The sequence below is a fragment of the Blautia sp. AF34-10 genome (assembly GCF_003477865.1).
In the GTDB taxonomy this organism is placed as follows: domain Bacteria; phylum Bacillota; class Clostridia; order Lachnospirales; family Lachnospiraceae; genus Fusicatenibacter; species Fusicatenibacter saccharivorans.
The window spans coordinates 56,386-77,612 of record NZ_QUED01000004.1; the positions used below are offsets into that span (position 1 = coordinate 56,386).

The window sequence follows — 21,227 nt, forward strand, 5'->3', positions numbered from 1 at the left end:
ATTCATTAGCTCGGGAGGCTACCACCCTGTCATGGGTACTTTCCAGTTTAAAATTTTATCATAATTTCTGTGCTGTTTCAAGCATCTCCACAATCTTTCCATACTCCATAAAGTGCGATGCCTTTACCAGAATCTGATCCCCGTCCTGTAAGAGTTTCGGCAGTTCTGCCATCAGGCTTTCGCGGTCTGCGAAGTGGCGGATTTCCAGTTTCGGGTCTGCCTCTTTTGCCGCTTTTGCAAGATGCTCGCAGAGCGGTCCCGCACAGTAGAGGGCGTCAATGCCGCAGGTTCCGGCATGTGTGCCGACTTCGGCGTGGAGTGCTGTCTCATCGGTTCCGAGCTCGCCCATATCGCCGAGCACGGCCACTTTTCTTCCCTTCGCCTCTTTCAGAACATCGAGAGATGCCTTCATCGAAACCGGGTTTGCGTTGTAGCAGTCATCGACAACGGTGTATTTTCCTGTCTCGATGATGTGGAATCTTCCGCTCACCGACTGCAGTGTCTCGATTCCCTGTTTGATCTGCTCCAGCGTCAGCCCGTACGTGCATCCGACTGCGGTTCCGGCCAGCGCATTGTAAACCATATGGCGTCCCGGAATCGGAATCAGTGCAGAAAAGCTCCCCTGCGGGGTATGAATCCGGCAGGAAATGCCGCGGAAGCCCTGGCTCTCGATCTCATCGGCATAATATTCGTTCTTTTCATCCAATCCGAAATGAACCGGCTTGATGCCGTGAACCGTTCCAACAGTAGACAGCTTATCATCGTCCCCATTGATGATAATGTGCCCGTTCTCACGCAGATGATCAAAGATCTCGGTTTTTGCCTGTAAAATACCGTCTCGCGTCTTCAGATTTTCCAGATGGCACCAGCCGATATTCGTAATGACTGCGGTCTCCGGGCGTGCGATCTTCGCCAGACGGTGCATCTGGCCGAAATCGTCGATTCCCATCTCGAGAACCGCCATCTCATCTTCCTCACGCAGACGGAAAACAGTGAGCGACAAGCCCAGCTCATTGTTGAAGTTCGCATCCGTTTTCAGCACACGGTATTTCTGCGCCAGCACCGACGCGATCGTCTCTTTCGTACTGGTCTTTCCAACGCTTCCCGTAATGCCGACAACCGGAATATTGAGCTGCTGCATATAGTATTCTGCCATTGCTTTAATGGCCTCCATGGAATCCTTCACGAGGATATACGGGCATGGCGGTGTTTCAAGTTTCTGCTCGGAAATGACAGCAAGTGCGCCCTGGGAAGCCACGTTCGGGATAAATTTATGGCCGTCCACACGCTCACCCGGAATTGCAACGAAGAGGCTTCCCTCTCCCGCTTTCCGGCTGTCCGTCACGATATCCGTGACTTCCGCTGTTTTCTTTTCTTCCGATCCGAAGTAGATTCCGCCGCACACCTCTGTGATGTGCGCAAGTGTCATATTTTTCATGCGTTGTTACCTCTTTTTCTGAGAGAAAGCTGGATCAGCAGCTCGCAGAGTTCCGGATAGGAAATGCCGAGTACCTGTGCCTCCTGCGGCAGAAGGCTGGTCGGGGTCATGCCCGGAAGGGTGTTTGCCTCGAGGCAGTACATTCTTCCGTCCTTGCGCATCATAAAGTCGAGACGGCAGTAGTTTTCGATACCGAGAGCGGCAGCGCCGTCCTCTGCGTGCTTCTGCATTTCTTTCGTCTGCTCCTCCGTCAGTACGGCCGGGCAGGTATCAACAGTAGCTCCGGCTTTGTATTTGTTCGTGTAATCATAGAAGCCTTCGATCGGTGCAATCTCGATGATCGGGTAAGCCTTTCCGTCTACCACGCCAACGGAGAACTCTCTTCCCTCGATATACTCCTCAACGACAACCTCCGGTTCGTAGGAGAAAGCATCCTTCATAGCCTGCCAGTATTCTTCGTTCGTGTGTGCAATATAGACACCGACACTGGAACCGCCGCAGCACGGTTTTACGACAACCGGAAGCTCCAGGCCAAAGCCGGACAAAGGCTCGCTCTCCTGGCCTTTTTTCAGGGTCACGCCGTTCGGGGTCGGCACATGGTGTGCACGGAAGAACTGTTTTGTGATGGATTTGTCCATTGCGAGGGCGCTGCTTAAATAGCCCGTTCCGGTATACGGAATGCCGAGCAGATCGAACGTAGCCTGTACCTTTCCGTCCTCTCCGTTTGCGCCATGCAGGGCAAGGAAAACAACATCCGCTGCCTCGCAGAGTTCCAGTACGTTCGGTCCGAAAAATCTGCGGCGGGATTCGATCATTTCGTTTAATCCTGCATCAAGCTGTGCATATATTCTGCTGCTTTGTCTATATCGTACGCCTCCTCTGCAAATACATCTTCCAGGTTCCCCTTCACATCGATACCGCAGAAAACGTCTACCAGAACTGCCTGATGGTTTTTCTCGCGGAGTGCCTTGCAGACCATAGTTCCCGATGTAATGGATACCGAACGTTCCGTGCTGGTTCCTCCAGCTAATACTACTATTTTCATCTATCAAAATCTCCTTTATTTGATGTGCTTCTGCTGTGATGCTTAAGCGTTTTTCCTACAGGCTGTTTTTCTGTGTAGGCTGCGGCCCGGTTACATCATCCAGGCTATAGTATACGATAACCGGGTCACCAATTTCAATAGCATTGAACACTTTTTCTGCTTCTGTGTATGGGGTATTCACACATCCGTGGGATCCGTTCGTCAGATAGATGTCCCCGCCGTACTCGGTACGCCAGCTCGCATCGTGGATTCCGACGTCGCCGTTAAACGGAAGCCAGAACATGACATGGCTCGGATAGAGCTTGAAATCACAGTCACTTTTTTTCGCATCCACCGCCCAGACACTGCCTGCCGGAGTGTCATAGCCCGTCGCATGATTGCCCGTTGTGACCGGTGTTTCCGTCACCAGAACGCCATCCTTGTAGCACCACATTTTCTGCTGGGAAATGCACACCTCGACGTATGTATTTCCGATATCATTGGCCGAGCGGTCATTGGCCGTATAGAGGTAAACCGGGTCGAGATTTCCCTGTGTTTCGTCCTCGATCGCCTGCAGAAGTGCCTGCGTCGTCTCCTCCTTGTCGATGCACCAGCCGTAATCGCCGCCCGCATTCAGGTTAATGGTCGCGCCAAGACTCGTTTTGAAGGTATGCGCCAGCCCGAAGGTGTCCGTCTCATACGCCATATGGCGCACAAAAGCTGCCGCTTCGTCCTGCGAAATCGTGTAGGTTCCATCCTCCCCCTGTACGAGCCAGCTCTGTAAGGTCGCCCGGTCTATGGCATAGCTGTTTTCACCGATTGCATACGTGATCCGCGCCGCTGTCAGGTGGTTCAGTTCCGCCATTTTCCCATTCAGTGCTTCATCATCCTGCGTAATGTCCGGTTTCCGGTAAACATCTTTTTCTTCCAGATCCACGCTCGCCGCTCCGGCATCCAGCGCCTCGATGACAGCCTGCTCCGCCTTCTCATAGTCCACCTGCTCGCCCTCTGTTTCCGGCACAATGACGTACGAGGTTCCGTCATCCGTCAGATACGCATCCGTCGGCGCTTCCTGCTGTTCTTCCTGAAACCCTTCCATCGTCTGCAGTTTTTCCTGCACCATTTCTTTGTCATAGACAGAGTCCGCCGCCACCTGGTTTTCTTTCTCTTTCCAATAGAATGCAGGCCATGCAAGAGTATTCTGGGACTCCAGCAGTTTTTCCACCGCGTGGTCGTCCACATACGTGAGGCCGATCTCCGTGCCGCTTAATGTCTCTGTTTTTCCACCGCGCTCGGTAATGCTGAGTGTATAATCCACAATGTGCTTCTGAATTTCCTCTTTGACCTGCTCTGCGGTCAGCCCTGCGCAGTTCAGTCCGTTGATCGCGGTTTTCGGGAAAAAGTGGGATGCATAGTAATGCCCCACGCCCGCGTAACCGCCTGCGGCCGCAAGGAGTATGATTCCTGCGGCAATTCCTATTACTTTCTTTTTCATGTTTTTCCTTTCTGTCCCATAGAAAATTTCTTTTTAACTTTCTGATAGAAAAAAGCCGGAACTCCCACACCAGAGTTCACAAAAACTGTGTCCCCCGGGAGAATCCGGCTTTTGTATTTTTACTTATCTGTTATTTGCTTTCCAGAATCTTATCCACGCTGACCAGTTTGACACTCAGCACGAATACCTGACCTGCGATTTCCAGCTCTTCCGGTGTCGGGAAGGACGGTGCAATACGGATGTTGGAATCCTGCGGATCGTTGTGATATGGATACGTTGCGCCCGCGCCTGTCATGGTAAGACCGGCCTCTTTTGCCTTTGCAACGATCTTCTTTGCGCATCCCTCCATCGCATCGAAGGAGATGAAGTATCCACCGTTCGGTTTTGTCCAGGAAGCGATGCCAAGGCGCTCAGCTCCTGATCCATTACCTGCAGAATTGCCTCGAATTTCGGTCCTAAGATCTCAGCATGCTTTTCATCTGATTCATCACGCCGTCCAGGTTCTGGAAGAATTTTACATGGCGCAGCTGATTCAGTTTATCATGACCGATGATCTGGAAGTTCATGTACTCCTGTGCCTCTTTGAGGTTTGCCTCAGAAGAAATGAGAGCTGCAATTCCGGCTCCCGGATAGCTTACTTTCGAAGTGGATACGAACTCATAGACCATATCCGGATTTCCGGCTTTCTCGCACTCCTCGATGATGTTCAGCAGGTGATCCTGTCTGTCATCATACAGGTGATGGATAATGTATGCATTATCCCAGAAAATACGGAAGTCTTTGGCTGCCGGTTTCAGGTTTGCAAATCTTCTGACGGTCTCATCGGAGTAGGTGTAGCCCTGCGGGTTGGAGTATTTCGGTACACACCAGATTCCCTTGATGGCGTCATCTTCTGCAACGAGTTTTTCTACCATGTCCATGTCCGGTCCTTCCGGCGTCATCTGAACATTGATCATCTCAACGCCGAAGTACTCGGTTACACCGAAGTGACGGTCATAGCCCGGTACCGGACAGAGGAATTTTACTTTGTCCAGCTTGTTCCACGGAGTGCAGCCTGCAACGCCCTTCAGGAACGAACGTGCTACGGTATCAAACATAATGGTAAGGCTGGCGTTTCCGTAAACGATGACGTTTTCCGCCGGAACCTCACAGATATCTCCGATCAGTTTTCTTGCTTCCGGAATACCGGTCAGCACGCCGTAGTTCCGGCAGTCGGTTCCATCTTCTGCGAAGGTGTCTTCATTTTTCGAGAGAACGGTAAGCATTCCTTCCGTGAGATCTAACTGGGCTGCTGCAGGTTTTCCTCTGGAAATATTCAGATTGAGGCCTTTTGCTTTTACCTCTGCAAATTCCTGCTCCAGTCTGGCTTTCTCGGCAACTAATTCTTCTTTGGTCCATTCGATATACGGTTTCATGAAACGTCCTCCCTTGTACTTTCCTTACCCGTTTTTCAGGTTTCTTGCTCAACTAAAGACCATTTTACCAGATCATGAGTTTCTGTCAAGGAGAACTTGCATGTTTTATACACTTTTCAGCATTTTATCCCACTTTTTGCAGTTTTATACTTCATTTCCTGCAATTTCAGCCAAATGTTTTTCGTATGACGGACATACGTCCGCTGCCAAAAGATGTTTTAAACGTTGTCAGACTGCCATCTTCCCGATGCACCGCACGGCAGAACAAGGCCGGTCGACTTGACCGGAAGGCCGATTTCCTGTGCTTCTACGTGGCCTTTGTACTGTTTTAATTCCAGGGAAATCATGTACGTCAGGACAGCCGGTGCAAGTCCTGTCGTGTAAGAATTCACAAGGAAGAACAGCGGGTCATCGCTTAAGAGCTGCGTGCAGAGCTTGATGAACGGATGAATCGACTCCTCGATTTTCCAGATCTCGCCCTTTGGTCCTCTTCCGTAGGACGGCGGGTCCATGATGATCGCGTCGTAGTGGTTGCCTCTGCGGATCTCGCGCTCGACAAATTTGGTGCAGTCATCCACAAGCCAGCGGATCGGCTTGTCCGAAAGGCCGGACACGGCAGCGTTCTCTTTTGCCCAGTTGACCATGCCTTTGGATGCATCGACATGTGTGACGCTTGCGCCTGCTGCGGCCGCTGCGAGCGTTGCGCCTCCCGTGTAGGCGAACAGGTTCAGCACTTTAATCGGGCGGTTGGCACGGCGGATCAGATCGCCGAACCAGTCCCAGTTCGTTGCCTGCTCCGGGAAAAGGCCGGTGTGTTTGAAGCTGAACGGTTTCAGGCGGAAGGTCAGGTCTTTATAGTTGATCTCCCACTGCTCCGGCAGATGGAAAAACTCCCATTCTCCGCCGCCCTTGCTGCTTCTGTGATAATGACCGTTTTTCTTTTTCCAGCCCGGATTTTCTTTTTTCGTGTTCCAGATGACCTGCGGGTCTGGTCTTACCAGAAGGTAATCTCCCCACCGCTCCAGTTTTTCTCCGCCGGACGTATCCAGCACTTCATAATCTTTCCATCCATCTGCTATCCACATTTTATTGGTTTCCTTTCTCTTTTATCTCAAAATTTATCGTGTTCTGAATTGTACGTTCCTATGATACCATAAAAGTATTGTTTTTCCAAAACATTTCTTATATCATAGTTCTGGGCATCCGCGCATTTGATCCGGAAATCTGCCCGTGGAAAGGATTTTTCTCATGGAAACCGTACTCTTATATCAGATCAAAGGAACGAAAACAGCTGTGCTTTTAAAGCCGGTTCTCTTAAAGCTCGGTATCCGCGTGCGCATTGTGGAACCGGAACAGTATCTCCAGTCGATCGGATTTCTTGCCGGAAATAAAGCATTTGCAGAATCCCCCGAAGCCTATGACGGCGCCGGATTTGATGAACCAATGATGGTCATGGCCGGCTTTTCCGAGCGGAAACTTGATCTTTTTCTCACCGAAATGCGCCGGAAAAAAGTGCCGCCGATCGCCCTCAAAGCCATCGTCACAACGCAGAACCAGGCGTGGAATTCGCTGCAGCTCTACAGAGAATTAAAAGAAGAACACGAAAAAATGAAATCGTACCGGAAATAACTGGTCTGGTCAAAAAATCCGGAATTGGAACTTTTTCTTCATGCCACCACTCCCTATAATAGGGTGCAATCAAGGAACGAAAGTTCCAGATACCAAAGGAGTGCGTTGTTATGAAAAATGAAAAAGTCTGGAAAATCGCAATGACAGGTGTCTTTGCAGCCCTTTCCTACGTTGTCTTCACCTTCCTGCAGTTCAAAATCTGGCTGCCAGGCGGAGATGCCACCTCAATCCATTTCGGAAACGCTGTCTGTGTGCTCGGTGCGCTAATTCTCGGCGGTGTTTACGGCGGAATCGGCGGTGCGATCGGCATGACCATCGGAGATCTTCTCGATCCGGTCTATGTGGTATACGCACCAAAGACCTTCATCTTAAAATTCTGCATCGGCCTCATCGCAGGACTGATCGCACACAAAATCGGTAAAATCAACGAGCAGACCGATCAGAAACAGATCTTCAAATGGGCACTGCTTGCAGCCATCGGCGGACTTCTGTTCAATGTGATCTTCGATCCGCTCATCGGTTACTTCTACAAACTGGTTCTTCTTGGAAAACCGGCAGCAGAGGTTACCTTAAGCTGGAACGTAGCGGCAACTTCCATCAACGCCGTACTTTCCACCATCGCTTCCGTTGTCATCTACATGGCACTGCGTCCGGCTCTTCAGAAATCCGGACTGTTTAGCCAGGTAAAGGCAGCAGCGAAATAAAAAAATAAATTTCATTTACGCGATATCCAAAAAAGTCACCATGTTCTATTTCGAACCGGTGACTTTTTTCATGCATTTCTTTTTATTTTTCAGCGGTGGCTGCTGCCTCTTCTTCCTCGTGCTTCGGGGTCAGCTTCTCGTTGATGAATCCATTTTCTTTCATCTTCTCTTACTCCTCATCTTTTGTTTTTTCTCCGGCGAACCACGCTTTTTCAATCATTTCCAGTTCCCGGATATCAATACAGTTGGGAATGCTTCCTTCTCTTACCGCCTTCTGGCACTCTTTGAGATCCATCCAGCGGACTGCTTCTACTTCCGACTCCTGTAGATGCAGTTTTTCCGCCTCGACCGGCTTCGTGTAAAGATACACGGCGCTGACCTCATGATCGTGGAACGGTTTTCCGTAAAAAACACCGTGTGATACTTTTTCCAGCAGGCCAAGATCCCTCAGCTCCTCTGCCTCTGCGTGGATGCCGAGCTCCTCGCCGATTTCCCGCAGAGCCCCTTCCAAATATGTATCGCCCGCCGAAAGATGGCCGGCGCTTGAAATATCGTAGCAGCCCGGATTCGAATCTTTCCAGGCACTCCTTTTCTGCAGCAGTACCTCACAGCCGCTCTTCTCATTCGCCCGTGCAATCCAGATATGTGCCGTTCCGTGACACCGTCCCTCACTGTGCGCCACGCCGCGTTCTACGATGGTTCCGGTCGGCGTGCCGTCGCCTGAGCGCTCCTCAAAAAGTTCCATCTGTTTTCCGTTCAGCACCGCTTCTGCGAGCGTGTCGCCCACATACCGCAGCTTCAGGGAGAAAAACGGCTCGTCTTCATTCAGAAGGCGGAAAAAGATTTTGTCTCCCTCCCACAGATTCAGGTGCAGGACGTCCTCTTTTTTCACCCAGCGAGTTCGCCCTCATCACATGCAATCGGTTCTCCCGTAAATCCGTCTGCCGTGTAGAGACACATATACTCCATGTACTCCACCGTTTTGCTGTTTTCTGCCTCTGTCACAAAGGTAACGAGACCGCGGAAACGCCAGCTCGTCAGCGTGTAGCCGGTTTCCTCTTTTACTTCACGCAGCAGGCATTCCTCCGGCTTTCGCCAAGTTCCGCATGGCCGCCGACGCCGATCCACTTGTCCTTGTTGACATCGTTCTTTTTCACCGTGCGGTGCATCATCAGATAGCTGTCATCCTTTTCGATGTAGCACAGCGTTGTCATGCAGCCTCTGCCTCTTTCTTCTGTTTTTTCCTCCATCTTTGACTCCCTCCGTCGTGTGCCGGACTTCTTTCCGCTTCTTTTGTTTTTCAGGAAAAATGTATTTCTGCACACACCTTTTTCTCGTTTTCTATTCTACCATACTTTTTCAGAATTCCAGCAACAAATTTCTATCTTTTTGCAGATCTTTCACGAAAAATGTAACGACCATTCCGCATCTTCTTGACTCTCACACAGTACTGTGTTAAAGTGTCTGTAATTGATGTTTTGTCACCCGTAAACAACGTTTCTTATCATTTCTTACATTTGAGGTTTTCATGATGGAAAAACAGACGATAGTTGTGAAAGTCGGCACCAGCTCCCTGACACTCTCAGACGGAACCATGGATGCTGAAAAAATACGGAACATTACGACCCAGCTTGCCGCGCTGCAGACGGCAGGCCACCATGTGATTCTCGTTTCCTCCGGTGCGATCGCCGCAGGCTTTTCCCGTCTCGGCTTTAAAAAACGGCCGACGAAAATTGCCGATAAACAGGCTGCCGCTGCTGTCGGCCAGGGCCTTCTGATGGAGGAATACACGAAAAATCTGATGGCGTACCAGATTCCGTGTGCGCAGATTCTTTTGAACCGCAGTGACTTTGAGGACCGCCGCCGCTATAAAAACATCTTCGGCTCCCTCTCCGTCCTGCTCGGGCGCGGTGCGATTCCGATCATCAATGAGAACGATACGATCGCGATTGAGGAGCTGAAGGTCGGCGACAACGACACGCTCTCCGCCCAGGTGGCTGCGATGCTGCATGCATCGCTTCTGATTCTGCTGACCGATATCGACGGGCTCTACACTGCCAATCCAAAGAGTGACCCGAATGCGCGCCATATCGACGTGGTAAATGAGATCACGCCGGAGCTCACTGCTGCGGCAGGCGGTGCGGGATCGGGCAACGGAACGGGAGGCATGACAACGAAGCTCTCCGCCGCTTCGCTTGCCACAAGAGCCGGTGTGCCGGTTCTGATCTGCTCCTCGGCGGAGGAAAACAACATTGTGCGTGCGGTGAAAGGAACCGCAAAAGGAACGTACTTTACCGCCAGCGGCCACAACATGAAAACGCGTCTGCAGTGGATGGCATTCTATGCGCCGAGTGCGGGCAACCTCTACGTCGATGAGGGTGCCGCAGAAGCACTTGCTGTTCAGGCAAAGAGCCTGCTTCCCAAAGGCATCGTGGCAGTCGAAGGCGATTTTAAGAAAGGCGATGTCGTCAGCGTCTTCCGGCGCGGCAGCCATGAATATCTCGGAAAGGGCATTGTCAACTATGACCGGCCGGATCTGCAGAAAATCATGAACGAAAGCACCAGCCACACGGAAGCAATCAACCGCGATAACTGGATCGGCGCGGAATAAATGGTGCCGAATAAAGCATTCTTTTGTTTACGAAAATTCCCCTCCGTGTTATAATATTTGTATTCAGCCGGCTGCAGGTTTTTCTTTCAGCGAGGAAAGGAAGCTGCATCCGGTTTTCCATGTGCTTTTGGTTTTACTTCGAGAGCACAGCAAACACAAAGGAGGGTTTTTACCAATGAAATACGATTTTACATCTCTGATGAACCGCAGCGGCCACGATTCGATCGCTGTCGATCAGATCCCGATTCCGGGTGCGGAAGTCAAAGAGGGCTTCTCCCGCATCCCGATGTGGGTGGCCGACATGAACTTCCCGTCTCTTCCGACCATTCAGGAAGCAATTCACGCGAGAGTCAACGAACCGCATTTTGGCTACTTTAATCTGCCGGATGCATATTTTGACAGCATCATCCGCTGGCAGAAAGAGCGCAACGGTGTGGAAGATCTGCCGCGTGAGGCGATCGGCTATGAGAACGGCGTGCTCGGCTGTGTTGCTTCGGCTGCTGCCGCTTTTACATCCCCGGGCGAATCCATTCTTCTGCATTCCCCGACATACATCGGTTTTACCGGTGTTCTTGAGAACTGCGGACGCAATATCGTTCTCTCCGATCTTGTTCAGGATGAGAACGGCGTATGGCGTATGGACTACGCCGATATGGACCGCAAGTTAAAAGAACACAACATTCATTTCGCGATTTTCTGCTCTCCGCACAACCCGACAGGCCGTGTCTGGGAGCGCGAGGAAATTGAAAAGGCGATGGAAATTTACAAAGCAAATGAATGCGTTGTCATCTCCGATGAGATCTGGTCTGACCTGACACTGCCGGGCTTCAAACATATCCCAACGCAGTCCGTTTCGAAGGATGCACGCGAGCGCACCATCGCACTTTATGCACCGTCCAAGACCTTTAACCTGGCTGGCCTTGTAGGCTCCTACCACATCATCTACAACCGCATGCTGCGCGACCGTGTGGAGAAGGCTTCGTCCCTTTCTCACTACAATTCTCCGAACGTACTCTCTGTTCATGCGCTGATCGGCGCTTACCGTCCGGAGGGATACCAGTGGGTGGATGAACTGCGCGAAGTGCTGAAATCGAATGCGGATTATGCGTACAACTACATTCTCGAGCATTTCAAGGGCGTGAAGCTTTCCAAACCAGAAGGAACGTACATGCTGTACCTCGACTGCGAGGAGTGGTGCAAGGAGCATGATACCGATATGGATACACTGCTGAAAGCCGGTGTTGCTGTCGGCGTGATCTGGCAGGACGGACGGCCGTTCCACAGACCGTATGCGATCCGCCTGAATCTGGCACTGCCGCATGTGCTTGTGAAAGAGGCATTTGACCGTATGGATAAGTATGTATTCAATGCGAAATAATTGTATTTTCTAATTTTATAAGCCAAACATAATGAAAGACCGAAACGGACATTTTCCTCTGCCGTTCCGGTCTTTCGCTGTTTTGTGCATCCTGTTTTTTCAGTTTTGCTCCAGCTCCCGCTGTGCCAGCATCTCTTCCACGTTGATGCCGTACTTCTTTAAATTGACGCGGCCGTTTTCCAGCACAATGCCGTCTGCCTCCAGCATATCCGCCTGTTTCCCGGCGCCGCCGAAGACAAATTCCGCGGCCAGTTCGCCTTTGGAGTTTACCACACGGTAGCATGGAATGTGCTCCGGATCTGTGTTTTTATGTAAGGCGTTTCCCACGGCACGCGCCATCTTCGGCTCGCCTGCAAGCGCTGCTATCTGGCCGTATGTCGCCACTTTTCCGCGCGGAATCTGCTTTACCGCCTCATAGATTCTTTTGGTCGGGCTGTCCGTGATGATGTCGTAGCTCTCGGCGATCATGGTACGCACAGCGTCATCGGGTACGGTTCCGTCGAGGAGAATCGTGTTCCAATGTTCTTTGTTCTGATGATATCCCGGGATAACTGACGCGAATGCATCGCGCCAGTAGTCCCGCCATTCCGGGTTTGCTTTTACATTCAGCTGAATGATTCCGTCCTTTTCATAGACCCACAGAAATGCCTTTTTGCTTCCTTTCACGCGGATGAGCTGCCAGTTGTCATCGTGGAACGGTGCTTCCTGATATGTGTCCGGGAAGGAAAGGCCATAGGATAGCGCTTCTTCTCTTGTCTTCATTGCAGACTTCCTTTCTTCCTGTCGCGGGTGTTTTGATGTTTTTTCCGCAAAACACCCGCTTTTTTCTGTATTCGTCCTGCCGCTGCGATTCTGCTTTTTTCTGCGGCATTTTTCTTTATTATATCAGTCCGCCTGCTTCTGCGCAATTTTTCACCTGCTATTTTTTCATCTTCGGCTGGAAAATCCAGCTTGCAAGATACGCGAAAATCAACGCCGCTGATGTTCCGACAGCCCCCGCCTTTAATCCGCCCTGGAACACTCCTAAAAATCCGCTTTCTTTTACGGCATCTTTTACTCCCTGAAACAAAAGATGCCCGAACCCGAGCAGCGGCACCGACGCGCCTGCCCCGGCGTATTCTGCAAATGGATCGTAGAGTCCCAGAAAGCTCAACACCGCGCCCGTGCACACAAGCGTTACCATAATTCTTCCCGGCAGCATTTTCGTGCGGTCGAGCAGAATCTGGCACAGGGCACAAATGAGGCCGCCGACCCAGAAGGCATTGAAATATTCCATGAACGTTCCCATTTTACACATCCTCCTCCCTCTCGATTACAACCGCCTGTGCAATACCAGGCACGCTGCTGCCCTCCTGAAAGCTGACCTTCGACATCAGCGCACCAGTCGGTACAAACAGAATCCTCTTCCACTCTCCGTTTTCCAGCTTCGGCAGCAGATACTCCGCCAGCACCGATGCCGCACAGCCGCAGCCGCTTCCGCCCGCACCGGTGTCCTGTTTTGCCGGATCGAAGATCAGCATGCCGCAGTCACTGTGCTGTTCCGAGATATCGTATCCTTTTTTCTTCAGCAGCTCCAGCAGAATTTCCCGCCCCACAACGCCGAGATCTCCCGTCACAATGCGGTCGTAATCGGCCGGTTCCCGGTTGAAATCGACGAGGTTCTGTGCAATCGTATCGCACGCAGCGGGGGCCATGCAGGCGCCCATGTTCTGGTTGTCTTTCAGCCCGTAATCAATGATTTTTCCCGTCGTAGCGCCCGTGATTTTCACTCTGCTCTTCGTTTTCCCAAGCACACACGCGCCGCTTCCCGTCACCGTCCAGCTCGCGGACGGCGGGCGCTGGTTTCCGTAGGCGAGCGGAAAACGGAACTCCTTCTCCGCCGTTCCAAAATGGCTCGATGTCACCGCCAGCACCCGGTCACCGTATCCTCCTGCGACTGCCATCGCGCCAAGCGAAAGCGCCTCTCCCATCGTCGAGCAGGCACCGAACAGGCCGTAGAGCGGGCAGTTCAGATCCACCAGGCCGAACGATGATGCGATTGACTGTGCCAGAAGATCGCCCGCAAAAATCATGCGGATCTGCTCTGGCCTCACATTGGCTTTCTGCATTGCCAGCTTCGCGGTGGCAAGCTGCAGTTCACTCTCGCCCTCCTCCCAGCTCTCCTGCCCGCACATCGGGTCCGAAAGCGTGTGCGAAAAGTATTCGCCCAGCGGTCCATCCTTTTCCTTTTCTCCTACAATCGCCGCGCTGCCCTCGATATAGACGGCTTTGGCAAACGAGATGCTCTGCTTTCCTGTCATCTGTCTCATCGGCAAATTCCTCCGTTTTCTTATTTTGCGTCTTACCATTTCTGACCTTCAGTATTTCCGTTTTTTCCATTCTTACGCATGATTTTCCTGTTTTAGGGAACTCTGTACGCTGTAGCACAAAAATCCTGTTTCAGAAACTTTTAGAGGAATGTTTTTCATGAGTGAAATGCTGTATCTTCAGACGGAGCGGAATATCAAAATCACCAGTCCCGTCGTGACGCTCGGCGATGTGGCGCAGCTTTCCTGTTCAGACGGCGCTGTCCTTGCCCGCAATCAGGTCCGCCGCGTGGCGCATCTTCCCGATGACGGATACGGACGCTACGTCTGCTCCGCCTCCACCCTCGTCCGCCTCGTCACGGAGGCCGAGGAGCACGTCGATGTCACCCACATCGGCGAGCCGAATTTTATTTTAACGTACGAGGATCCGCGTCAGAAAAACACCTGGATCAGCTGGTGCAAAACGATTCTGGTCGGCATCCTTACGTTTATCGGAACTGCGTTTTCCATTATGACCTTCCACACCGACATCGGCATCCGCGAGCTGTTTTTGGATGTTTACACCCGTTTTCTCCCGCAGATGACGCCCGGATTTTCGGTGCTGGAAATTTCATATTCCATCGGCATCGGCCTTGGCGTCGTGCTCTATTTCAACCATTTCGGACGGCGGAAATTCACGCAGGACCCGACGCCGCTCGAGGTGGAAATGCGGGTCTACGAGGATGATATCGATACGACCATTCTCGAACAGAACGACCGCTCCGGTAAAGGAAAGGAGGCTTTTCATGCGAATCCTGCCAGAGATCCTGCTGATCACAGCCGGTCTTAGCCTTGGCTTTTTCATCGCGAGCGGCCTTGTCGCGCTTGTGATCGGCCTTGGCATCGTGACACGGTACGCCGGCATCACAAAGACAGCAGAGAGCCTGCGTTTTTACGAATGCTGCTGTATGGCCGGGGCGCTGTTCGGCGATCTTTTCTCGCTTGGCACCTTCTCGTTTTCCCTGCCCTCCTGGACGGCCGGTGTGTTCTGGCTTTTTGCGGGCATTTATCTGGGAAGCTGGATCATCGCGCTCGGCGAAGTCGTCAACCTGTTTTCGATCCTCTGCCGCCGGATCGGACTGACGCGCGGACTGCCGTTTGTAATTCTCTGCATGGCGGCAGGGAAAATCGCGGGCTCTCTCTATTATTTTGCAAGTGGATTTCAATAAGAACTGGAGGTAAGATGTGATGCAGAGTTTAAAAAATGAACGGGCAAAAAAAGAATACGAACAGTTTGTCAAAGAGGTGACGCCAAAGCAGAATCTCTTCTGCAATATGGCAAAAGCCTTTATCGTCGGCGGTCTGATCTGTGTCGTGGGGCAGATTCTGCTCCATATCGGCAAAACGCAGTTCTCACTCAGCAAAGATGACGCCGGCTCCTGGTGCTCGCTGATTCTGATCCTTAGCAGTGTGATTTTAACCGGCCTCAACATCTATCAGAAAATCGTCACCTTTGCCGGCTGCGGTGCGCTCGTCCCGATCACCGGCTTTGCCAACTCGGTTGCAGCTCCTGCGATTGAATATAAAAAAGAAGGACAGGTCTTCGGCATCGGTGCGAAAATTTTCACCATCGCCGGACCTGTCATTCTGTACGGTGTCTTTGCAAGCTGGCTGCTCGGCTTTCTCTATTGGCTGTGGACTGCTGCCGGGAACTGGTTTTAAATCAGTTCCGCAGCGCTTCCGCCTCTTCTTTTGTGCAGCCCTCGCGGCTGTAACGGGCTTTTTCATAGCCGTCGTGCAGCCGTCTCATGCCGTCGCCGGAAAGCTCGTTTCTCTCTTCCAGCTCCGCCGGGGTTTCGGCTCCGGTCGGCTGGTATTTTCCGGCTTTTTTGATCGTTTTTTTATACTTCCGGCGGATACGCATATTCGGGGAGAGATAGCCCTCTTTCTTTTCCCGCCGCCACGGCAGATTTTCCCGTTCGTCGTTTCCCTGATGCAGGAAGAGAACTTCGTCCTCCTCATCCTCTGAGAAGGCTTTTCCCGCATTTTTTACGCTCTGGTAAATCGCCCGCAGAACCGCGATTCCGACGGCAACCATCACAAGATACATGACCGCCGTAAAAAGATTCTGGATCCACTGCGGCATCGGTTTGTACTCTTTGTCCCCCAGCATATCGGACAGATCGGCCTGCTCCATGCCCTGCGGCGCCTCGGCCTCCGGTGTTTCGATCGTAAGATCGCTTTCCAGCTCTTTCGGCTCATATCCTGCGATCGCTCCGCAATCGGATCCTTTCCGTAGAGCGCCGATGGGAGCACGAACAGTACCAGAAGGAGTACTGCAATTTTCAGGATCAGTTTTCCCGTCCGCTGCATCGTCTCCACCGGGAGATTGGCGATTTTCTGATGGTCACGGATGAACCCGTGCATGCCGTCGAGGTACTGGCAGAAGAAGCACAGGAATACATCTGCAAAGAAAAACCAGTAGATCAGATGCCAGTAGAACGGCATTTTCATCAGCACACCGATCACATACTGTATCATAAACCAGAGAAAATGAAGGGGCTTTGGCTCATCGAGGAGCGTCGGGATCTCCCACGCTTCCATATCCGCCAGCGGCATTGAGCCGGCCGGCAGTTCCTGCGCTGCTTTCTTTAACTGGCCTTTGCGGATTCTGACATAGCCGCGGATCAGGAAAATCACAGCGGCCATAAGACCCGTCATCACGCCGGAAAGGCTCTCCAGAAATGCAGGAGAAATACCGTTCTCAAACTTGTTTTTTCCATCGTTTGCCGCCGCAGCCGCTTCAATTACCGCTGCCGCCTGCACACTGAACAGGGAACAGAAAAATTTCGCTGCCAGATACGTCACCGCGCAGACCGCAATTCCGCCAAGCAGAAACTGCCAGAGTGCTTTCGTTTTCCGGATCAGAATCCAGCTTGCAGCGGCCGGAATCAGCAGCAATAAGGATATGGCGCAGAAATACAGCGCCTCCCTTCCCGTCAGCCCCAGAAAACCGGCGGCAAAGCCATAGATGCCGGCGAATAAAAGCCAGACATGAAGCCAGGTCAGCGGGATCTGTACCGGTGTCTTTTTTATTTCCATGGTTTCACCTCCCAGCCGATTGCGGTGTACGCACGGTTCTGCTCCGACGGAACTTCTTCGCCCGGCAGATACGGAATCACCCACAGCACCTGGTTCTGCGCACCGGAGAGCAGATGAAGCGCCTCACGGACCTCATCGGTTCTGTTTTTGGATACGACAACGTAGGTGTGGCCGGTGAGCTCTTTTTCCGCCTCTTTGTGCAGAAACTCCGCGCTGCCTGTGAGATTGCCCCCAAGCTGCACGCACGCCAGTTTCCGGTTCAGCTCCGCTGTTTTTCCGGCGCCCGCTGCCAGATGGACACGCAGCTCCTCGCCGGTCTCCTCATCTTTCGCATTGCTCTTCACCCACAGATTCATCTTGTTTTTCACCATCCGCGCCGCAAGCGAAGACGTGATGCGGATGCTCTCCTCGACCTGCGCTTCCTCGCGCAGAATGTTGGCGTCCTCGATATCGAGAAGCACCGTAACTTCCACGCTCGTCGTCGCGTCAAACTGATTGACCATCAGATCTCCCATCCGTGCCGACGATTTCCAGTTGATGCGGTTCATCGGGTCTTCTTTCCGGTAATCGCGGATACCGGAAAATTCAAACGGGTCCTCGTACAGGCGATTCCGTGACAGAACCATGCCCGACACGGCACGGCAGATCATCTGAATCCGTGCAGTATCGACCTGGCGCGGGTAAACGTACATCTGTGTCTGCTGCGGGTAATCGCTGTAAAGACCCTCCCGGAAAAAAAGATCGTACGCTACGGCATGCGCACCGGTGATCTCGTAGAATCCTCGTTTTTTCGCCTGAAACGGCAGTGTTCTCGTGACCTGCTGATGAAACAGGAACGAAAAGACATCGCGTTTGTAGCTCTGGTCGGTGATGCTCGCGTTTGCTTTTGCCTCGCGGTCGAATTCCAGATTGCGGCTCATCGAAATGCCAAGCTCGAGTGCCGGAATCGGCAGCAGTTTGTCGTTTACGACGACCTCTTTTAACGTACTCTCCTCGCCCTCATAGATCGCAGAATCCTGGAAGCTGACCTGGATTTTCAGATTTTTCTGCCAGTTTTTCTGGTACAGCTTTTTCTGCAGAAACCAGGCAAGCGCCATTCCAAATAGTAATAAAAGAAGCATAGTCCGTTACCTTCCTGACCAGTTTTCGGTCGGCAGATCGATGCGGTTTAAAATTTCCTCGATCACCGATTCTGCGGCTCTTCCGTCGTCTGCGCCGATCTGCATGGTGAGACGGTGTGCGAGTACCGGAACAGCCACGGTCTTGAAGTCCTCCGGCACAACGTAGTTTCGTCCCTGCACCAGCGCGTGGCCCTGTACGGCACGTAAAAATGCGAGTGTTCCACGCGGGCTCACACCGCTTGCAATCTTGCTGTTGACTCTCGTCTCCTGTACGATGCGGACGAGATACTGTACCAGTTCCGGATGCAGGTAGACTTCTTTACACGCCTCCTGCAGGGTACGGATTTCTTCTTTTGGGCAGACAGACGACAGCTCGGCGAGCGGCTCCTCGGTCAGGAAACGGGCGATCATCTGCGTCTCTTCCGCCGGGCTTAATGCTTCCATCGAAAGTTTCATTAAAAAACGGTCCATCTGCGCCTCCGGCAGCGGGAAGGTTCCGAGCGTCTCGAGCGGGTTCTGCGTGGCGATGACGAGGAACGGCTCCTCGAGCGGCCGTGTCACACCGTCCACGGTGATCTGGCGCTCAGCCATGCACTCGAGAAGGCTGCTCTGCGTCTTCGGCGTTGCACGGTTGATCTCATCGGCAAGCAGAATGTTGCAGAAGGCAGGGCCTTTCGAAAAGACGAACTCTCCGCTTTTGGCATCAAAATAATTGAGACCGGTGACATCGGACGGCAGTAAGTCCGGTGTGAACTGGATGCGGCCGAACTCTGCCTCGACGGATTTCGCAAGGGATTTCGCCATGACCGTTTTTCCTGTTCCCGGGACATCCTCGAGCAGGATATGACCTTTGGCAACAAGGCAGGTCAGGACAAGCTCGATCGTGCGCTCGTTTCCGATCATGACCTTTGCGATATTTTCTTTTAATTGCTGTAATCCATTGTTTTCCATGTTTTTGCTTCCTCCCGATGTAAATTTGCGTGCTGCGATTCTCCTCGTTTCTTTCTCATGGCTCTGAATCGTTACAAATAGCGGAAAACAGCTCCCCCTCGATGCTCTGTTTGTCAACACGGATATTCGCAATCCGCTTCGCTACTTGCCTGACTCGGTCAAAAAGAACACGATAAAAATATTTTACAGCACATAAATTCAGAACACAAGAAAAAAGAACGATGCTGTGTCTCCTTTTTTGGGGGATCCTTTTCACCATCGTTCTTTTCCTTTTCGTTCCGGCTCTTTTCTTGTCTTACTACAGGTGGCAACCAGGAAGCTTTGCTGCATTTTTTCTTTTACACAAAAGACAGCTTCTCAGCTGTTTTCCATCCGCATCTGCCGCAGAATCTTCTTTTCCATCCGCGACACCTGCACCTGCGAAATCCCCAGTTTTCCGGCGATCTGCGCCTGCGTCATGTCCTGAAAATAGCGCATGTAGATGAGCTGCCGCTCCTTCGCGGGCAGTCGTCCCAACAGCTCTTCCAAGAAAATCCGGTTCAGCAGCTTTTCCTGCCCGTTCTCTTTTTCCGGAATGCGGTCCATCAGAGAAATATCGTGGTTTTCCCCCTGATAGATGGTCTTCTGCAGCGATTCCACCTCCGCGCCGGACTCCATCGCCTCCACGATTTCCTCCACGGTAACATCAAGCTCCCCCGCTATCTCCGCCAGCGTCGGATCGCGCCCGTTCTCCCGCTCCAGCCGCTCCCGCACCGCATACGCTTTCCACGCCAGTTCCCGGATCGGGCGGCTCACCTTCACCATCCCCTCCGACCGCAGAAACCGCCGGATCTCCCCCGCAATCATCGGAACCGCATACGTCGAAAAACAGACTTCAAACGAAGGATCAAATTTATCAATCGCCTTCAACAGCCCAATGCTCCCGATCTGGCACAGATCCTCCATCTCCACCCCGCGGTTTGCAACGCCTCACCATGCTCCAGACCAGTCCCATATTTTCCTCTGCCAGTGTATCCCTTGCCGCTTTATCCCCTTCGTGTGCCTTTTCGATCAGGGCAAGCGTATGTTCCATGCATTCTGACTCCTATGACTTCCGATCCGGCCCTTACATTTCCGGATGCACACCGATTTTCCGTTTCATCACCACTTCCGTCCCCCATCCCGGATGCGACCTTACTTCCAGCTCATCCATAAACGCCTCCATAAACGAAAACCCCATCCCCGACCGCTCCAGCTCCGGGCAGGTCGTAAACATCGGCTCCATCGCCTTCTCCACATTTTCGATCCCGACGCCGGTATCTTTTACCGTCACCTGAAACACCTTCTCCTCCAGATCCAGCACACACTTCATCTGAATTTTCCCTTTTTCCTGCCGGTATCCGTGAATCATCGCATTCGTAACCGCCTCCGAAATCGCCGTCTTGACATCCGCCACTTCCTCCACCGTCGGATTCAGCTGCGCCAGAAACGCCGCCGCAGACACCCGCGCAAAACTCTCATTGCAGGGACGGCTCTCAAATTCCAGCGTCATCGTATTCCACCGCATCTTCTCTTCTGTTTTCATCCTTTCTCGCATCATCCCATTCCCCTTTCTGCCCACTCCCCGTCCAAAACCTACTTCCACGTCTTCTCCTCTTCCACCTCAATCACCCGCGTCACCCCCGACATCACCAGAATCCTCCGCATCCGCTCTCCCACATGCACCGCTCTCACCTTCCCGCCAATCAGCTCCATCTCCCGAAACCTCCCCATCACCAGTCCAATCCCCGAACTGTCCATAAACACCGTCTTCCGAAAATCAAACACCACCTCCCTCACATTCCTCTCCACCAAAATCTCCCCCGCCTCCTCCCGAAGCCGGTCAGCCACAAAATGATCCACCTCTTCCGGAAGCCGAATCGTCATCACCGCATCCTTCACCCAAACACGATTATCCATTTCCTATCCTCCCTCTTTCCTGTCATAAAATAAAAAACACAAAAGATTTTTCGCCGTAAAGCGAATTTCATCTTTTGTGTTTTATCTGCTCACTTTTATACTTTTTTGCCCTTCGTCCCACGCAACCTCCGCGTAG

General features: G+C 52.2%; 20 protein-coding genes and 4 pseudogenes. 7 read left to right on the forward strand and 17 right to left on the reverse strand.

The genetic code is table 11. The annotated features are described in order from the left end of the window. Positions 1–58: 58 nt before the first annotated feature. The 5 genes and pseudogenes from DWZ60_RS03555 to DWZ60_RS03575 all read right to left on the reverse strand — a co-directional run bounded on the left by DWZ60_RS03555 (position 59) and on the right by DWZ60_RS03575 (position 6,457). Positions 59–1,438 (reverse strand): UDP-N-acetylmuramoyl-tripeptide--D-alanyl-D-alanine ligase, encoded by a 1,380-nt coding sequence (locus DWZ60_RS03555; protein ID WP_117804924.1) that lies wholly within the window; start codon positions 1,436–1,438, stop codon positions 59–61. After that, positions 1,435–2,483, reverse strand: a pseudogene (locus tag DWZ60_RS03560) (D-alanine--D-alanine ligase family protein). Before DWZ60_RS03560 ends, DWZ60_RS03555 begins: the two are co-directional and overlap by 4 nt. A gap of 55 nt (positions 2,484–2,538) precedes the next feature. Then, the gene (locus tag DWZ60_RS03565; RefSeq protein WP_117802359.1) at positions 2,539–3,957 is read right to left on the reverse strand and encodes a L,D-transpeptidase family protein; all 1,419 of its coding nucleotides are present in this window, start codon (positions 3,955–3,957) and stop codon (positions 2,539–2,541) included. Between the two features lie 130 nt (positions 3,958–4,087). Beyond that, positions 4,088–5,372: pseudogene (locus DWZ60_RS03570) on the reverse strand (aminotransferase). A 218-nt stretch (positions 5,373–5,590) separates the two neighbouring features. Further along, complete coding sequence (locus DWZ60_RS03575) at positions 5,591–6,457, reverse strand: class I SAM-dependent methyltransferase (RefSeq protein WP_022461781.1); 867 nt, start codon at positions 6,455–6,457, stop codon at positions 5,591–5,593. Between the two features lie 163 nt (positions 6,458–6,620). Here DWZ60_RS03575 and DWZ60_RS03580 point away from each other — a divergent pair, with 163 nt between their 5' ends. Beyond that, positions 6,621–7,001 carry a DUF3783 domain-containing protein gene (locus tag DWZ60_RS03580; protein ID WP_055219975.1) on the forward strand — a complete coding sequence of 127 codons (381 nt, stop codon included), beginning with the start codon at positions 6,621–6,623 and terminating at the stop codon, positions 6,999–7,001. Between the two features lie 110 nt (positions 7,002–7,111). Beyond that, complete coding sequence (locus DWZ60_RS03585) at positions 7,112–7,705, forward strand: ECF transporter S component (RefSeq protein ID WP_022461779.1); 594 nt, start codon at positions 7,112–7,114, stop codon at positions 7,703–7,705. A gap of 169 nt (positions 7,706–7,874) precedes the next feature. On the opposite strand, the gene DWZ60_RS17805 is transcribed toward DWZ60_RS03585, so the two are convergent. Continuing rightward, positions 7,875–8,450, reverse strand: coding sequence for an NUDIX hydrolase (locus DWZ60_RS17805; RefSeq protein ID WP_243038203.1), 576 nt, complete (start codon positions 8,448–8,450; stop codon positions 7,875–7,877). Next, positions 8,442–8,919: pseudogene (locus DWZ60_RS20615) on the reverse strand (NUDIX hydrolase); the annotation flags it as partial. The gene DWZ60_RS17805 and the pseudogene DWZ60_RS20615, both read right to left, overlap by 9 nt. Before the next feature lie 314 nt (positions 8,920–9,233). On the opposite strand from DWZ60_RS20615, the gene proB reads away from it, so the two are divergent. Beyond that, positions 9,234–10,316, forward strand: a complete 1,083-nt coding sequence (gene proB, locus DWZ60_RS03595; RefSeq protein ID WP_226906324.1) for a glutamate 5-kinase — start codon at positions 9,234–9,236, stop codon at positions 10,314–10,316. A 175-nt stretch (positions 10,317–10,491) separates the two neighbouring features. Next, entirely contained in the window at positions 10,492–11,694 is a 1,203-nt protein-coding gene (locus tag DWZ60_RS03600; protein WP_055219980.1) for a MalY/PatB family protein, read from the forward strand. 99 nt (positions 11,695–11,793) lie between these two features. On the opposite strand, the gene DWZ60_RS03605 is transcribed toward DWZ60_RS03600, so the two are convergent. From DWZ60_RS03605 to spoVAD, 3 genes are all read right to left on the reverse strand, one after another. Then, positions 11,794–12,456, reverse strand: coding sequence for a methylated-DNA--[protein]-cysteine S-methyltransferase (locus DWZ60_RS03605; RefSeq protein WP_055220159.1), 663 nt, complete (start codon positions 12,454–12,456; stop codon positions 11,794–11,796). 157 nt (positions 12,457–12,613) lie between these two features. Next, positions 12,614–12,970, reverse strand: a complete 357-nt coding sequence (locus DWZ60_RS03610) for a SpoVA/SpoVAEb family sporulation membrane protein (RefSeq protein ID WP_117509897.1) — start codon at positions 12,968–12,970, stop codon at positions 12,614–12,616. A 13-nt stretch (positions 12,971–12,983) separates the two neighbouring features. Beyond that, positions 12,984–14,003: a stage V sporulation protein AD gene (spoVAD, locus tag DWZ60_RS03615; protein WP_055219982.1), complete on the reverse strand. Its 1,020-nt coding sequence runs from the start codon at positions 14,001–14,003 to the stop codon at positions 12,984–12,986. Between the two features lie 157 nt (positions 14,004–14,160). On the opposite strand from spoVAD, the gene DWZ60_RS03620 reads away from it, so the two are divergent. The 3 genes from DWZ60_RS03620 to spoVAC are packed head-to-tail and all read left to right on the forward strand — an operon-like array spanning position 14,161 to position 15,701. After that, positions 14,161–14,829: a stage V sporulation protein AA gene (locus DWZ60_RS03620; RefSeq protein WP_117509838.1), complete on the forward strand. Its 669-nt coding sequence runs from the start codon at positions 14,161–14,163 to the stop codon at positions 14,827–14,829. Continuing rightward, positions 14,786–15,208: a stage V sporulation protein AB gene (locus tag DWZ60_RS03625; RefSeq protein WP_055219986.1), complete on the forward strand. Its 423-nt coding sequence runs from the start codon at positions 14,786–14,788 to the stop codon at positions 15,206–15,208. The genes DWZ60_RS03620 and DWZ60_RS03625 overlap by 44 nt, the downstream gene beginning before the upstream one ends. Before the next feature lie 19 nt (positions 15,209–15,227). Next, on the forward strand, positions 15,228–15,701 hold the full coding sequence (spoVAC, locus tag DWZ60_RS03630) for a stage V sporulation protein AC (protein WP_055219988.1): 474 nt from the start codon (positions 15,228–15,230) through the stop codon (positions 15,699–15,701). A gap of 1 nt (position 15,702) precedes the next feature. On the opposite strand, the gene DWZ60_RS03635 is transcribed toward spoVAC, so the two are convergent. The 7 genes and pseudogenes from DWZ60_RS03635 to DWZ60_RS03670 all read right to left on the reverse strand — a co-directional run bounded on the left by DWZ60_RS03635 (position 15,703) and on the right by DWZ60_RS03670 (position 21,091). Beyond that, positions 15,703–16,125 (reverse strand): hypothetical protein, encoded by a 423-nt coding sequence (locus DWZ60_RS03635; protein ID WP_119206789.1) that lies wholly within the window; start codon positions 16,123–16,125, stop codon positions 15,703–15,705. Then, positions 16,077–17,081: a hypothetical protein gene (locus tag DWZ60_RS03640; RefSeq protein WP_119206791.1), complete on the reverse strand. Its 1,005-nt coding sequence runs from the start codon at positions 17,079–17,081 to the stop codon at positions 16,077–16,079. Before DWZ60_RS03640 ends, DWZ60_RS03635 begins: the two co-directional genes overlap by 49 nt. Beyond that, entirely contained in the window at positions 17,072–18,202 is a 1,131-nt protein-coding gene (locus DWZ60_RS03645; RefSeq protein ID WP_022461768.1) for a DUF58 domain-containing protein, read from the reverse strand. Before DWZ60_RS03645 ends, DWZ60_RS03640 begins: the two co-directional genes overlap by 10 nt. Before the next feature lie 6 nt (positions 18,203–18,208). After that, a complete protein-coding gene (locus DWZ60_RS03650) occupies positions 18,209–19,153 on the reverse strand; it encodes an AAA family ATPase (RefSeq protein WP_118742013.1) in 945 nt (314 codons plus the stop codon). 357 nt (positions 19,154–19,510) lie between these two features. After that, positions 19,511–20,225: pseudogene (locus tag DWZ60_RS03660) on the reverse strand (SigB/SigF/SigG family RNA polymerase sigma factor). A 33-nt stretch (positions 20,226–20,258) separates the two neighbouring features. Beyond that, on the reverse strand, positions 20,259–20,729 hold the full coding sequence (spoIIAB, locus tag DWZ60_RS03665) for an anti-sigma F factor (protein WP_270423031.1): 471 nt from the start codon (positions 20,727–20,729) through the stop codon (positions 20,259–20,261). Positions 20,730–20,767: 38 nt separating this feature from the next. Beyond that, a complete protein-coding gene (locus tag DWZ60_RS03670) occupies positions 20,768–21,091 on the reverse strand; it encodes an anti-sigma factor antagonist (RefSeq protein WP_022461763.1) in 324 nt (107 codons plus the stop codon). Positions 21,092–21,227: the final 136 nt, after the last annotated feature.

Bases quoted from the DNA above. Each gene is read 5' to 3' on its own strand.
- DWZ60_RS03625 (WP_055219986.1), top strand. From the start codon at position 14,786: ATGCGAATCCTGCCAGAGATCCTGCTGATCACAGCCGGTCTTAGCCTT.
- DWZ60_RS03620 (WP_117509838.1), top strand. From the start codon at position 14,161: ATGAGTGAAATGCTGTATCTTCAGACGGAGCGGAATATCAAAATCACC.
- DWZ60_RS03580 (WP_055219975.1), top strand. From the start codon at position 6,621: ATGGAAACCGTACTCTTATATCAGATCAAAGGAACGAAAACAGCTGTG.
- spoIIAB (WP_270423031.1), bottom strand. From the start codon at position 20,729: ATGCGAGAAAGGATGAAAACAGAAGAGAAGATGCGGTGGAATACGATG.
- DWZ60_RS03565 (WP_117802359.1), bottom strand. From the start codon at position 3,957: ATGAAAAAGAAAGTAATAGGAATTGCCGCAGGAATCATACTCCTTGCG.
- DWZ60_RS03670 (WP_022461763.1), bottom strand. From the start codon at position 21,091: ATGGATAATCGTGTTTGGGTGAAGGATGCGGTGATGACGATTCGGCTT.
- DWZ60_RS03605 (WP_055220159.1), bottom strand. From the start codon at position 12,456: ATGAAGACAAGAGAAGAAGCGCTATCCTATGGCCTTTCCTTCCCGGAC.
- DWZ60_RS03640 (WP_119206791.1), bottom strand. From the start codon at position 17,081: ATGGAAATAAAAAAGACACCGGTACAGATCCCGCTGACCTGGCTTCAT.
- proB (WP_226906324.1), top strand. From the start codon at position 9,234: ATGATGGAAAAACAGACGATAGTTGTGAAAGTCGGCACCAGCTCCCTG.
- DWZ60_RS03610 (WP_117509897.1), bottom strand. From the start codon at position 12,970: ATGGAATATTTCAATGCCTTCTGGGTCGGCGGCCTCATTTGTGCCCTG.
- spoVAC (WP_055219988.1), top strand. From the start codon at position 15,228: ATGCAGAGTTTAAAAAATGAACGGGCAAAAAAAGAATACGAACAGTTT.
- DWZ60_RS03635 (WP_119206789.1), bottom strand. From the start codon at position 16,125: ATGCCGCAGTGGATCCAGAATCTTTTTACGGCGGTCATGTATCTTGTG.
- DWZ60_RS03585 (WP_022461779.1), top strand. From the start codon at position 7,112: ATGAAAAATGAAAAAGTCTGGAAAATCGCAATGACAGGTGTCTTTGCA.
- DWZ60_RS03575 (WP_022461781.1), bottom strand. From the start codon at position 6,457: ATGTGGATAGCAGATGGATGGAAAGATTATGAAGTGCTGGATACGTCC.
- spoVAD (WP_055219982.1), bottom strand. From the start codon at position 14,003: ATGAGACAGATGACAGGAAAGCAGAGCATCTCGTTTGCCAAAGCCGTC.
- DWZ60_RS03600 (WP_055219980.1), top strand. From the start codon at position 10,492: ATGAAATACGATTTTACATCTCTGATGAACCGCAGCGGCCACGATTCG.
- DWZ60_RS03650 (WP_118742013.1), bottom strand. From the start codon at position 19,153: ATGGAAAACAATGGATTACAGCAATTAAAAGAAAATATCGCAAAGGTC.
- DWZ60_RS03645 (WP_022461768.1), bottom strand. From the start codon at position 18,202: ATGCTTCTTTTATTACTATTTGGAATGGCGCTTGCCTGGTTTCTGCAG.
- DWZ60_RS17805 (WP_243038203.1), bottom strand. From the start codon at position 8,450: ATGGAACTTTTTGAGGAGCGCTCAGGCGACGGCACGCCGACCGGAACC.
- DWZ60_RS03555 (WP_117804924.1), bottom strand. From the start codon at position 1,438: ATGAAAAATATGACACTTGCGCACATCACAGAGGTGTGCGGCGGAATC.